The sequence below is a fragment of the Synechococcus sp. O70.1 genome (assembly GCF_047462215.1).
Lineage (GTDB): Bacteria > Cyanobacteriota > Cyanobacteriia > Thermostichales > Thermostichaceae > Thermostichus.
This window is the reverse complement of sequence record NZ_JANSIT010000003.1, coordinates 48,008-60,729: the sequence shown is the minus strand read 5'-3', so window position 1 is coordinate 60,729 and position 12,722 is coordinate 48,008. Positions and strand designations below refer to the sequence as shown.

Annotated in this window: 9 protein-coding genes; 4 read left to right on the top strand and 5 right to left on the bottom strand. The window is 61.8% G+C overall.

The annotated features are described in order from the left end of the window. Nucleotides 1-164: 164 nt before the first annotated feature. Both NW833_RS02440 and NW833_RS02435 read left to right on the top strand, forming a co-directional pair. Entirely contained in the window at nucleotides 165-2,093 is a 1,929-nt protein-coding gene (locus NW833_RS02440) for an SH3 domain-containing protein (protein WP_414411431.1), read from the top strand. A 55-nt stretch (nucleotides 2,094-2,148) separates the two neighbouring features. Beyond that, nucleotides 2,149-3,105 (top strand): energy-coupling factor transporter transmembrane component T family protein, encoded by a 957-nt coding sequence (locus NW833_RS02435; protein ID WP_414411512.1) that lies wholly within the window; start codon nucleotides 2,149-2,151, stop codon nucleotides 3,103-3,105. Here the strand turns inward: NW833_RS02435 and NW833_RS02430 are convergent. From NW833_RS02430 to NW833_RS02415, 4 genes are all read right to left on the bottom strand, one after another. Continuing rightward, nucleotides 3,043-5,979, bottom strand: coding sequence for a GAF domain-containing protein (locus NW833_RS02430; protein ID WP_414411430.1), 2,937 nt, complete (start codon nucleotides 5,977-5,979; stop codon nucleotides 3,043-3,045). The genes NW833_RS02435 and NW833_RS02430 overlap by 63 nt on opposite strands. Before the next feature lie 155 nt (nucleotides 5,980-6,134). Then, nucleotides 6,135-6,758, bottom strand: coding sequence for an NADPH-dependent FMN reductase (locus NW833_RS02425; RefSeq protein ID WP_414411429.1), 624 nt, complete (start codon nucleotides 6,756-6,758; stop codon nucleotides 6,135-6,137). 102 nt (nucleotides 6,759-6,860) lie between these two features. Beyond that, nucleotides 6,861-9,026: a fused MFS/spermidine synthase gene (locus NW833_RS02420; protein ID WP_414411428.1), complete on the bottom strand. Its 2,166-nt coding sequence runs from the start codon at nucleotides 9,024-9,026 to the stop codon at nucleotides 6,861-6,863. A gap of 11 nt (nucleotides 9,027-9,037) precedes the next feature. After that, nucleotides 9,038-9,634, bottom strand: a complete 597-nt coding sequence (locus NW833_RS02415; RefSeq protein ID WP_414393207.1) for a hypothetical protein — start codon at nucleotides 9,632-9,634, stop codon at nucleotides 9,038-9,040. A gap of 324 nt (nucleotides 9,635-9,958) precedes the next feature. Between NW833_RS02415 and fba the strand changes: the two genes are divergently transcribed. Then, complete coding sequence (gene fba, locus NW833_RS02410) at nucleotides 9,959-11,038, top strand: class II fructose-bisphosphate aldolase (protein ID WP_414411427.1); 1,080 nt, start codon at nucleotides 9,959-9,961, stop codon at nucleotides 11,036-11,038. A gap of 105 nt (nucleotides 11,039-11,143) precedes the next feature. On the opposite strand, the gene NW833_RS02405 is transcribed toward fba, so the two are convergent. Beyond that, entirely contained in the window at nucleotides 11,144-11,575 is a 432-nt protein-coding gene (locus tag NW833_RS02405) for a VOC family protein (RefSeq protein ID WP_414411426.1), read from the bottom strand. A gap of 106 nt (nucleotides 11,576-11,681) precedes the next feature. Here NW833_RS02405 and NW833_RS02400 point away from each other — a divergent pair, with 106 nt between their 5' ends. After that, entirely contained in the window at nucleotides 11,682-12,710 is a 1,029-nt protein-coding gene (locus NW833_RS02400; RefSeq protein WP_414393785.1) for a rod shape-determining protein, read from the top strand. Nucleotides 12,711-12,722 lie beyond the last annotated feature (12 nt).

Genomic DNA, 12,722 nt, shown 5'->3' with positions numbered 1-12,722 from the left:
GATCCCAGCTCCAAACCAAAGCGCTGAGGGGTTGATCAGCCTCTTGCCCCAGCTCTTCCAGGGGGATCCCTTTTGTTAAGGAAAAGGACTACAGTTAAGGTCGAGGCGGGTCAGGTGTTCAAAAACGCCACCCCGCCGACCCAAGCAGGAGAACAACGTAAGAGATGATGACGGTGCGGGTGCCCCTCGACTACTACCGAATCTTGATGCTGTCGCCACGGGCAGACAAGCATCAGATCGAACAGGCTTACCAAGAGCGCCGCGAGCTCAAGCCAGGCGAACGTTCTTGGCTGGTGGGGTTCTCGCCGCAGGCCGTGGAGGCTCGTGCCCAGCTTGTCCAGGAGGCCGCTTCTGTGCTGCTCGACCCTGAGGCAAGGCGCAGCTACGACGAACACCTAACCCTAGCGCATCCCACCCTGACGGTGGACGAGGCCCTTCTGCCGGGAGTGCTGTGCCTGTGCTGTGAAGTTGGAGAGTACCCAGCGGCTTTAAGCTTGGCTCAGCAAATGCTTGATCAAGGACACCCCGCCCGTTCTGATGCCATTTTGGGGCGGGCCGTGGCCCGTTTAGAGCTAGGCCGGGAAGCCTGGCGACAAGGAGCCTATGAAGAAGCCGCGCACTCTTTGCAGACAGGCTTGGCCGAACTGGAGGAGTGTCAGGCTTTTCCTCAGCTCCAGGCAGAGCTCCGCATCGACCTGGGCAAGCTGCGCCCCTACCGCATTTTGCAGCTCCTTGACCCCAATGCTCCAGCTGCCATGGGCAAAGGAGTAGCTGCAGCTCCTGCCCTGGCGCGGCAGCAGGGGCTGGCTCTCCTCAAGGCCATGCTCGACGAGCGGGGCGGCATTGAGGGCGGTGGGCAAGATGGCTCTGGCTTGAGTACGGAAGATTTCTTACGCTTCATCCAGCGCGTGCGCCGCTACCTCACCCTGCAAGAACAGCAGGAGCTTTTTGAGCAAGAGGCGGAGCGCCCTTCCTTGGTCGCTGCCTACTTGGCTGCGCAGGTGCTGCTGACAGCGGGCTACGTGGAGAAACGGCCAGCTCTAGTGCGGCGGGCGCGCGGCTACCTGATTCGCCTCGCCCAGCGGCAAGATGTGCATCTGGAGCAAGCTATCTGCAGCTTGTTGTTGGGGCAAACTGAAGAAGCCCTTAGTCACCTACGCGCCAGTCAGGAAACCGAAGCCTTGCAGTTTATTGAGGAGCACTCTGCCGGATCCCCGGATCAATTGCCAGGCCTCTGTCGCTTTACGGAAAAGTGGTTCCAGGAGGAGGTATTCCCAGAGTTTTACGCCTTGGATCCTGCCCAGGCTAGCCTGAAAGCCTACTTCGACAACCCTCAGGTGCAGGCTTACCTGGACGAGATGCCTAGCCGCGAGAGCTCGCCAGCAGGTACGCCATCTCCACCTCCTACCCTGCCTCTATCCCAACCGCCCGCTGCTGGGGGTGCTAATCACCCGCCTGCTCCCTTCCCGCAGGGAGTTTCCCAAGAGCCGTCGCACTTGCCCAAGTGGCCTGCTCCATGGGACAGGGAGCCAGCCAGCTCTCCCCCATCAGAAGGGAGCCTTCAGGCCTACAAGAGGGGGCTGCAGGAGGTGGAGCGTCACCACCGCAGCCACTTGGGTTCTAGACGAAGTCGGCCTGAGCGTCCTGCCCCCTCCCTCCACCTTCGTTTGGCTGCCGTGGTCGGCGGGGGCATTCTCTCCCTCGTGGTTAGCTGGCAGATACTGCGCAGCCTGTTCACCCCACCACCGCCGCTGGAACAGCCCCAGGTGCAACTGGAGCAGCCACCGGTTACTCTTGAGAATTCGGATCAGGCCAAGCCCTCGCCTGAGCCTGAGTTGATTGGCCCCCTGGCTGAGTGGCAAGGAGTCCAACGGGTGCGGGTGATCTCCAACGATGGCATCAATATCCGCCAGCAGCCTAGCCTAGGCGGAGCCATTGTCGGGACGGCCCCCCGCCAAGCTTTACTGCGGGTGGTAGAGGTGCGAGTAGGTGAAGGACGGGTACCTGTCTGGTTGCGCGTCGAGCAAGAGGGGGCGCCAGGAGGGTGGGTTGCTGCTCAATTGGGCTCAACTCGCCTGGTTGAGCGACTCTAAGCCTTTTCTGCCATTTGCCTTGCCTAGGCAATAGCTTGTTTCCCGCTTTCCGGTGGTGGATATTCTGCGCAATGCCCCGCTAGGGATCTATCTGGAAGAGCCGCGCACCTGGCTGCACTGTCTTGACCCGCGGGTGAAGTTGGCCTGGTTGCTTAGCTTTCTCCTCAGCCCAATTTTGGCCAGCAGTGGCTGGCGGCTGGCCGTGGTGGCGGTTCTCCTGCTCTTGACGGTAGCAGCCCGTCTGCCCCGCCGGGTCTGGTCGGGCCAGCTTTCGCTGGTGTTGGCCCTCAGCCTGCTTGCTTTTGGAATCACCAGCTTCGCCCCCGATGGCTTAGGGGTCTTCCCCCAGCCGCAGCGGCAGGATGCGCAGGTGGTGGGCTATGGACTTATCTCCAACTCCAACCTGGAGGTGAAGGAGAGGGCAGCGGCCAGCCAGGCCTGGCAGCAGCAAACCCGTGCCTGGCCAGTTCCCTACCGCTACCGTTTGCTGCAGGTTTCCCTGCTAGGGCGAACGTTTCAAGTCTCGCGGCGTTCCCTCTCCGTAGCTCTGCGGCTGGGTACCCTCATCTTTACCCTGCTCTATGCCACCAATTTGTTCTTGCTGACCACCGCCCCCGAGGAAATTACGGCAGGGATTGCCCGGCTGTTACAGCCTCTCAAGCGCTGGGGCTGGCCGGTTGCCGAGGTGATTCTCACCCTCACCTTGGCCCTCCGCTTCCTGCCGCTGGTGATGGAGGAAGTCCAGAACTTGGTGCGGGCGGTGCGCACCCGCGATGTGCGCTGGGGATCCCTCAGCTTTCGGGGTGGAATGCAAACCCTTCTGGCTTTGGTGGAGCGCTTTTTTGAAAACCTGCTCCTGCGAGCGCAGGAGATAGCGGCGGCCATGCAAGCTCGAGGGCTAACTGGTCCCGACCATCCTCTGCGCTGGCACCGTCTGCAGCTACGGCGGCTAGATCGAGGAGCGCTGGCCCTCCTGCCCCTGTTTTGGCTGCTGAGAGCTTTGTCGCCCTAAAGATAGCGGCAGGAGCAGCTGGGAAACCGAGCGCCCATCAGAGGAGAGGTAGAAAAACAGCTGCCCTCCCAGGCGCTGCACAATCCGCTGGCAAAGGCTAAGCTCCAAGCCGGGGCTGGCCGCTAGCAGGGACTGGAACAAGGGATCGGCAGAGACGACTTGCTGGGGATCCCCTTGCAGGGCTGCCAGCAGGTGGGGATCAAAGCGGCCTTGATCCACCACCAGCAGTTCTGCATAGCCAGAGTGCTCCGCACCGCTCTCGCCAACGGCGACCCGGCTCCACAGATCCAGCCGCCCCCCCTCCGGGCTGCGCAAAGCAGCGGCAACCAGCACCTCCCAGAGGACCATCTCCAGGCGTCCGGGATCCCCCCAGACGGTAAGGCTCAGGTCGCCGTGGGCGCGCGGCCACAGCTTGCGTTTCTGGGCCAGACCCTCCAGCCGGCGCAGGCTCTTGCGCACTAAAGTAGCCACAGACAGCGACTGCAACTGCGGCTGCGCCTGCCAGGTTTCTGCCTGCAACAAGGGCTCCACGGAGGCGGCCAGATCCCGCAGCCCTCTGGCAATTTCCACCACCTTTTGCCAGCGCGTGGCCTCGTCTCCTGGCGTTGCTGGCACCTGGCCTAGGCGGCGCAGGCTGTCCAGCAAGGCGTTTTGCAGATCCAGCAGGCGGCGGTGCTTGTACCAGTTCAGCTCGCTGAGCACCTCCTGCCGCTCCTGCAGCGTTTGTACCCAAAGCAAGCGCCGCAGCGTCCAGCCGCAGGTTTGGGCAATCACCGTCGCTGCCGCCTGCTCCTCCGGCTCCCAAACCTTGTCTGCCTCTGCTCCCAGGATCAAAACCCCCAGTGGCTCCAGACCAGGGGAGTCGCCAGTCTCGGGGCCGCTCTCGCCCAGCGGCAGCAGCAGCCAGGATCCCAGGCCCGTCGAGTTCAACCAGGTGCGGCTGGCAGCTGGGATCTGGTCTTGGGAAAGCTGGAGGGGTCCTCTTGCCTGCAGCGCACGGGTCAGCAAGGGATCCTGGCGATCGATCTCAGTGGGGCCGGTGGGGTAAAACGCGGGGGCGGCGGCAAAAGGCGGCTGCAAGCGGGCCCGGCTCTCCCCTGGCTGCCAACTCACCACCAGCGCCAAGGGGATCCCCAACGCTTGGGCCGTCTGTTGGACGGTGGCGGCGTAGAGCTCCGGCAGGGTAGTCAGGTTCTGCAGCGTCAGACAGGCAGCAACCAGGCCGTTGAACAGTTGCTCTTGCCGTTGCCGCCGCTGTTCCAGTTGGATTTGCCTCAGGATCAGGCCCACGGGTTGGGCGATCCCGCGCAGCAGTTGCCGTTCTTCCCGGCTCCAGGCCCGCCGCTGGGGATGGAGCACGAGGATCAGCCCTTGCGGAAGAGCAGGGGGGGTGGCAGAGCCGCCGACTTCCGTGTGGGTGAGCATGAGGGAACGTACCCCCAGAGGGGCCAGTTCCTGCCGCCAGGAGAGCAGGCGCAGATCTTGGTCGTAGTTTTCTGCCACCACCACCTCGCTGCGCAACAGATCCTGCCAATCTTGCTCGCTTAGGGAGCTAAACTGCTGCGGCAAAGCCTGCTGGCCCTCGCTGCGGTACTCGTAGAAGAGGCGGGGGATTGGTTGGTTGGGATCCAGCGTCAACACCGCTACCGCGGCGGCTTGCAGGCGCTGGCCCAGGCCAACCACCGCTTGCTGGAGATCCTGCTGCAGCTGAGCCGGGTTGGAGAGGGCCTGGCCTACCTGGTGCACGAACTCCTGGTCGTCGGCCAACTGGCGGAGGCGACGATCCAGATTTTCCAGAGGAGTGGCCAAGGCCAGCCCATGGGCGGCAGCGGCCACCAACTGGCGCTCGGCAGCTTGCCAGGTGCGGGGCACCTCCGACTGCACCCAGATAAACCCCAGCAGCTCCTGCTGCAGCCGGATCGGGGCGGCCAAAGCCGACTGCGCTCGCCATTGCTGCATCAACTTGAGGGGAACCTCGGAGCGCGCTGTCCTCAGGTCGCCCACCACCACCTGGCCTGCCGCAAGAGAGGAGTACAGGTTTCCCAATTCCCGGAGCGCAAGGCTGCCCTCTTCCATCGGGATTACCCCGGCTTTGGTTCCTCTGGCAGTGGGGGCAGGAGTAGGCCTAGCGGCGCTTTCATGGGGAACAAACCGTCCCTCCCTGGGCTTGTGCCAGTACACCTGGATGTGAACGGCGCCCAAGCAGGACTGCAGCTCCTGGGTAACCAGGCTAACCCGTTCTTGCAAGGATCCCGCCTGGCACATCGCCGCCCCCAATCTCAGGAGCGACTCTTCAAAGCGCTTTTCGGCCTGCCGTTTCCAGGCATCTTCCAGCTTCTGCAAAGAGGCTGCCAACTGCCCCAGCAAAATCCCCAGGAGCGCCTTTTCCTCCTCGTGGGTAGTAGCGCCCCACAGTTGGGATCCCAGCATCAGGATCCCCAGGCAGCGCCGCCGCCCTACCGTAGAGAAGGGGTAGATGAAGCAGCCTTGGATCCCGCCCAGTCGCTTGGCTTCTCGCTGCCAAAGGCCCATGCGCGGCTCCTGGGAAAGGTCGGGCACGCTGATGGGCCGCTGCTCGAACACCACCTGCTCGAGGATCTCCCCCGGCTGTAGGGGATACGCAGCTTGCAAGAGAGGTCGATCCTCCTCTCGCAGGGTCACGCCACCTTGGCCCACCAACTGGTGATTGGCATGGTCGTAGAGGGCTAGCCAAATTAGCGGCGCCCCAAACACTGCCTTGATATACTCCAGCGTGAGCTGAATCAGGGCCTTAGCGTCGGTCTGCTCCCGCATCTGCTGCAAGGTTGCCTGTAGGGCCACTAGCGGAGAGACTGCCCCCGCTCCACTAGAGTGAGGAGAAACAGACTGAACCATAGTTCAAGCATTGGCTGGGCAGGTTTGAGGGAAAGCAGGCCCAGCCACCTCTTGGCTCACCTTAACCCTGCTGTTTCTTGGAAGCCAACATTTCCAAGGCAGTTGGAGATGCCCCTGCAGGGTATTGTGCCGTCAATAGAGCTAACTTGCAGTCCTCACTGCCTGGTTACGAGAGGGATCCCGCGCAATTTGGACGTATTGGTTACCAGACTTTGCACAAAGCGCTGGAAGCGCTGCCGCAGGTTTTCGTCCCTGAGGTTGCCCTGCTCATCGAAGGCACTCCAAGCCCGCCCGATGGCAATTTGCTCTGGGATCGCCCAACCGTGCAGCCACCGCACAATCAGGCGCATTTGGTTAAGGGTGTCGCTGTTGCTCTCGCCGCCCAAGACACTGATGAGCCCAAAGACCTTGCTCTCCAAGTGCTCAAAGCTCAGCAGATCCAAAGCATTCTTCAGGCTGCCGCTGATGCTGCCGTGGTACTCCGGGCTGGCCAGAATGATCCCATCGGCCTGCTTCATCGTTGCCCGCAAAACCTCCACATCGGGATAGTCGGGGTAGGATTCCGAACCATCGGCAAAGGGCAACTTCATCTGCCGCAAATCAAGAAGGTGCAGCGGTATCCCCAGCTTCTCGAACTCGCGCCGCACTACCTCCAGGGCCCGATAGGTCAGGGAGTTGGGCCGCAGGCTGCCACCAATGGCCACGAAGCAAGGTGCAGAGGCCGCGGCCAGGACGGTTTGAGAATTGGCGGTGGGGGCTTGCCCAGTTGAGGAAGACATAAGCCGTGCTCTCGGGTAGATATCAGTTATTTTGCAAACAATCATAACTCATACTAACTCTGCTCTGTTGTCACTCCCCACTTTCCGCCCAGGCCAAGAGCTCTAGGACCAGCGGAGCACCTGCAGCAGGTTGGAAAAATCGTCCCGCCAGAGGGGATCCCCGGCTTGGGGCAGAAGGGGCTGCCAGGGATCCCCGTCGGAACTCTGCAAAGCAAGGGAACCTCTGGCCATCAGCACCCAATGGGAAGGGGCCAGCCCCGCCTGGCGCTGGGCAGCGGTGAGATCTTCCTGGGCTTGATGCCAGGCGGAAAGCTGCAATTCTCTGGCCAAGGCGGCCAACACTGGCGCCAAGTTGAGGTGGCGGTGGGTGATGTTAAAAAGTAGCCAGCCCTGGGGCTTGAGCTTGCTGAGGTAGAGGGTCAGGGCCTCCTGGGTGAGCAGATGCAGGGGCACAGCGTCAGAGCTAAAGGCATCCATCACCAGTAGGTCATAGCTGCCATCGGGGATCCCTTGCAGGCGGAGGCGGGCATCGCCCAGAATCACCCGCACCCGCGCCCGCTGGCTGGCCCAGTCGAGGTAAGCAAAGTAGCGGCCTGCCCAGTTGGCCACGGTGGGATCCAGCTCGAAAAAGGTCCACTCATCCCCCGGCTCGGCGTAGGCGGCCAAGGTGCCGATCCCCAGCCCCAACACCGCAACCTGAGCCGGAGAAGGGCCTAGCTGCGCCCGCCACCGCCGGAGCGCCTGGCCCACCGGCCCTGGGCGGGAAAAATAGGTGAGCGGCTCCAGGGCTTTCTGGGGATCCAGGTTTTGGCTGCCGTGCAGCGTGGTGCCGTGCAGGAGGCTGCGGAAGGATCCCGCCTCGTTGCGGTACTCCACAAGGCGATGGAGGCCGAAGACACTGCGCTCGCTGGCTACCACCTGCAGCCCCGGTGGCAGCCAGAGCTGTCCCAGCAGCAAAACCAAGCCCATGGTCACCCCTAGGCGGCGCGGCCATCCCCTCCTGCCTTCTCCCCCTAGGGCCAGCACCGCCCAGCCCAAGCCCAGCCCTACGACTGCTCCAAGGTGAAAGAGCGCCTGGAAACGAAAGTGCACCAGCAAAAGGGGCAGGAGCAACCCCAACCCCAGCCCTAGGCCCAACCGTCCTCCCTGGGGCGCCAAGGCTGCCAGCGCCAGGCTCAGGAGGAGTGGATACTCCAGCACCGCCTCAAACACCTGGGGTGCTAGCAAAGCAGCAAACAGGCCCCCCAAGCTCCCTCCCAAAGCCAGCCACAGGTAAAACCGGGTCAACTGCTCGGCTGGCGGACGACAGCGAACCAACTGGCTGTGGCAGGCCCAGCTCACCAAGCCAAAAGCCCCTAGATGTAGAGGCAACACCGCAAACCAAGGCCTCACCCAGCCCACGACCTGCGCCCCTATCGCCCCGCAGGCCAGCAAAGCTGTCGTCCCCAAAGCCAACTCGTTGGGATGGATGCCGCCGAAGGCCAGCATAAAGGTCACTAGGTAAATGCCCAGGGGGATGGCCCACAGCAAGGGCACCGCCGCCACATCGGTGGTCAGGAGGGTGGTGACTGCCACCACCAAACCCGCCGGTAAGAAGGCCCAGCCAGCCCAGCGCCAGCCCTTCCCCCAGAAGCTAGGCTCCGCTCTGCCGATTGCGACTGGCTCCCCTAGGGCAGAGGGATCTGTCCCCTGTCTTTTTAGCAGCAGCCCCACCCCGCCTAGGAGCACCAGTCCGGCCACCAACGCATAGGCTCCCCTCCAGAGATGGGTTTGCTCAGCCAAAGACAGCCGCGGCTCCAAGAGCAGTGGATAACCCAGCAGTCCCGCCAAGCTGCCGGCATTGCTGGCTCCATAGAGTCCGTAGGGATCCCTCTTACTCTTGCCCAGCCCCCGTTGCAGCAGTGGCGACGTTCCCGAGAGGAGCAATAGCGGCACCCCTGCTCCGACTGCCAAGTTGGCCAAGAGGGCTAGGGGAGGAAAGGCCTCCTCCGGCTGCGGGTGGCTCCTGAACTCAAAAGGCAAGAACTTAAGCCCCGCCAGCATGAGGATCCCGTGGATCAGTACGCCCAGCTCGGGATGGCGGCCCCGCCCCAGCCAATCCGCCCACAGGTAGCCCAATAGCAGGACAAGCTGGAAAAAGGCCAGGCAGGTATTCCACACCAGGGGGGATCCTCCCCACAGCGGCAGCAGCAACTTGCCCACCAACAACTGCCCCCAGAAGAGGCAGAAAGCGCTGGCAAACAACGTAAGGCCAACCAGCCAGACCACCGCCGCTCCCTTCAGCGGGCCTTGACTTGCAAGGGGAAGCGCTGCCTCAGCTCCTCTTCTACCTTAGGCAGCCATTCTTCTTGGAACACCCACACTTGCCCTTGCTGCACGCGGCCATCGGGGTTTTGCGTCAGCTCTAGCCAATACACCAATTGCTTTCCCCGCAGCACCACGCCTTGCGTGGCCAAGGCAAGGCTATAGCCGGGATTGCCAGCCAGGGCCGCAGGGGCCGGGTAGCGGATGACCTCCACTGCCTGATCCAAATCGGCGGCGATCTCCGGGCCATAGACCTCGCGAATAGCTCGAAAGAGATCCTCTGCCGTCAGCCCTTGTGGGCGAAAAAAGGTCATCCGTTCCGAGCGGATCGTCTCCCGATCCAGGGGGTTGATGATCCGGCCTGGTGGGGCGACTGAGGCCAAGAAAGTAAACCGGGATCCATCCGGCTCCACCCGATGGATGTTTAACGTCTCGCCTGGACGGGGCCGCAGCACCGGGTTGTCTTTTACCCAGCTAGCCACCTGACTTGGCGCTTGCCCAGGGATCCCCCAAGCTACTGCCGAAAGGCCCACTGACCAGCAGGTGAGGGCCCAGCCTACCCCCAAAGCCAAACGCCGTTTTCTGCGATTTGGATCTCGACCGGCGAGTTTCCTGCCTTGCTTGGCACCCAAGACCCGCCATGGCTTGAAGTCCACTTTCTCACGCCTCCGCACAAGCGAACGCAAGCAAAATGTCAAGCAATACTCCTCCAGTGTATCTGGGGCTCTCAGGCCGCCTGGTGCGCCTAAGCGTGGGCATTGCAGCCAACAGTGGCAGGGATTGTTCAGCGAGATCCCCAAATCCCGGGATCTTGTCCCGCAAAACGTAAAAGATACCTTAGGATTAACAGTAAGCAAATCTCAAACGCATCGAGTCAGCACCTCAGGAGGTAAGCGATGGCTCTTGTTCCCATGCGCATCCTGCTGGATCATGCCGCCGAACATGACTACGGCATTCCAGCTTTCAACGTCAACAACATGGAGCAGATCCAAGCAATCATGCAGGCTGCCCATGAAACCAACAGTCCAGTCATCCTGCAAGCCTCTCGAGGGGCGCGCAAGTATGCGGGCGAACACTTTTTGCGCCACCTGATCCTGGCGGCGGTGGAAACCTATCCCCACATCCCCGTGGCCATGCACCAAGACCATGGCAACAGCCCCGCCACCTGCTACTCTGCCATCCGCAATGGCTTCACCAGCGTCATGATGGATGGCTCCCTCAAAGAAGATGCCAAAACCCCGGCCAGCTATGAGTACAACGTAGCCGTTACTGCTGAGGTGGTGAAGGTGGCCCACGCGGTTGGCGTGACGGTGGAAGGGGAACTGGGCTGCCTGGGGTCACTAGAGACGGGCCGCGGCGAGGCGGAAGACGGCCACGGCGCCGAAGGGGCTCTTAGCCGCGACCAACTGCTTACCGACCCGGATCAGGCGGTGGACTTTGTGGAGCAAACCCAGGTGGATGCGCTGGCCGTAGCCATCGGCACCAGCCACGGCGCTTACAAGTTCTCCCGCCGGCCTACAGGGGACATCCTGGACATCGATCGCATTGCGGAGATCCACCGCCGTCTGCCCAACACTCACTTGGTGATGCATGGCTCCTCCTCGGTGCCTAAAGAGCTCATTGACATCATCAACCAGTACGGCGGCTCTATCCCCGAAACCTACGGTGTGCCCATTGAAGAAATCCAGCGGGCCATCAAAAATGGGGTGCGCAAAATTAACATCGACACGGACAACCGCCTAGCGATTACGGCTGCCGTGCGCCGCGCGCTGGCCGAGAACCCGAAAGACTTTGATCCCCGCTCTTTCCTCAAGCCTTCCATCAAGGAAATGCAAAAGGTGTGCGCCGAGCGCTACATTGCCTTTGGCTGCGCCGGTCACGGCACCAAAATTCCTGTCGTTACCTTAGATGAGATGGCGGCTAAGTACGCCTCCGGCGCTCTGTCGGCTCAGGTGAAGAAGACCGCTATGGTCTAGGGATCGCTTGCCCAGCTTCTCATCGCTCCCCTCTCCTCTGTAAGGAGGGGGCTATTTTTTGCACCTCAAACCCTGCCCCTGGCAGTGCGGCAGTTCCAGGTGCAGTTAGCTCCAGGACTCTTCTTGAGGGATCGGGCCTAGGGCCATTGCCTCCCAGAAAGGGGCCGAAGGCTGGTGCAGGACGATGCGATTGCCATCGGGATCCCGCAGCTCCACCTCTTGGCCGTGAAAGGCCTGGCGCAGAGGGGAAGGGGAGATTTGGTACTCGGCTAACACCGCCGCTAGGGATCCCAAGTATCCAGCTAGATCCCGCACCTGCAGGCAGAGGCTGGCTGCCCTTCCTGGGACTGCCAACTCTGGCTCACGGCTGTGGTAGAGGCCCAGTCGCAGTCCCGGCAGCCGAAACTCCCCATACACCGGCTCTCCCTGGGGAGGAACCCGAACCTGGGGCGGGATCCCCAGAAGGGCTTGGTAAAAGCGCAGCAAGCGAGGTAAGTTGGGGGTGGCCAAGCTGAACAAAGCCGCGGCAATCTCCATGGCAACCCTAGCCCCCCTTTTGCTTTTCCACTCTCTCCCAAGGTTGAACTATAGTAGGTAGCAAGACTTGCTGCCTCTTTACAAAAAACTGGAGCAACCTACCGTGCTGGGGCTATTTAGCCGCTTTTCCCGTGACATGGGCATTGACTTGGGCACGGCCAACACGCTGGTCTACGTGGCCGGGCGCGGCATTGTCCTGCAAGAGCCTTCTGTAGTGGCCATCGACCAAAACACCAAGCAACTTCTGGCGGTAGGGGAAGAGGCCAAAAAGATGCTGGGCCGTACCCCCAGCAACATTGTTGCCGTGCGCCCTCTGCGGGATGGCGTGATTGCCGACTTTGACACGGCAGAGATGATGCTCAAGCACTTCATCCAGCGGGTACACGGAGGTCATTACCTGATTGCGCCGCGCATTGTCATTGGCATCCCCAGTGGGGTGACCGGTGTGGAGCGGCGGGCGGTGATGGAGGCAGCCCTGCAGGCGGGGTCGCGGGAAGTGTACCTGGTGGATGAGCCGGTAGCAGCGGCAATTGGGGCTGGCCTACCGGTGCAGGAGCCCGTAGGGAACATGATTGTCGACATTGGCGGCGGCACTACTGAGGTGGCTGTCCTCAGCCTGCAAGGGATCGTGCTGAGCGAATCGGTGCGGGTGGCAGGAGATGAGCTGAGCGAAGCCATCATCCAGTACATGAAAAAAGCCCACAATCTTACCATTGGAGAGCGCACCGCCGAAGAGATCAAAATTCAAATTGGCTCTGCCTACCCTACTCAGGAAGAGCTGAGCATGGAAGTGCGGGGGCTGCACCTCCTCTCGGGCCTGCCTCGTACCGTGACGGTCAAAAGCACCGAGATCCGCGAGAGCATGGCCGAGCCTCTCTCAGTGATTGTGGAGGCCATCAAGCGTACCCTGGAGCGCACGCCGCCGGAGCTTGCTGCTGACATCATTGACCGTGGCATCATGTTGGCAGGAGGCGGAGCCCTGCTCAAGGGCCTGGACGCTCTGATTAGCCATGAAACTGGGATCATGGTTCACATTGCCCCCGATCCCCTCAGTTGCGTGGTGCTCGGCACGGGGAAAGTTTTGGAGGATTTCAAAACCCTGGGTCGGGTGTTGAGTGCCAGCTTCAAGGCCTAGCAGGGTTTGCAG

What these genes read in the sequence shown, in the direction of transcription:
- NW833_RS02440 (WP_414411431.1), top strand. Translation starts at nt 165, where the DNA reads ATGATGACGGTGCGGGTGCCCCTCGACTACTACCGAATCTTGATGCTG.
- NW833_RS02430 (WP_414411430.1), bottom strand. Translation starts at nt 5,979, where the DNA reads ATGGTTCAGTCTGTTTCTCCTCACTCTAGTGGAGCGGGGGCAGTCTCT.
- NW833_RS02425 (WP_414411429.1), bottom strand. Translation starts at nt 6,758, where the DNA reads ATGTCTTCCTCAACTGGGCAAGCCCCCACCGCCAATTCTCAAACCGTC.
- fba (WP_414411427.1), top strand. Translation starts at nt 9,959, where the DNA reads ATGGCTCTTGTTCCCATGCGCATCCTGCTGGATCATGCCGCCGAACAT.
- NW833_RS02405 (WP_414411426.1), bottom strand. Translation starts at nt 11,575, where the DNA reads ATGGAGATTGCCGCGGCTTTGTTCAGCTTGGCCACCCCCAACTTACCT.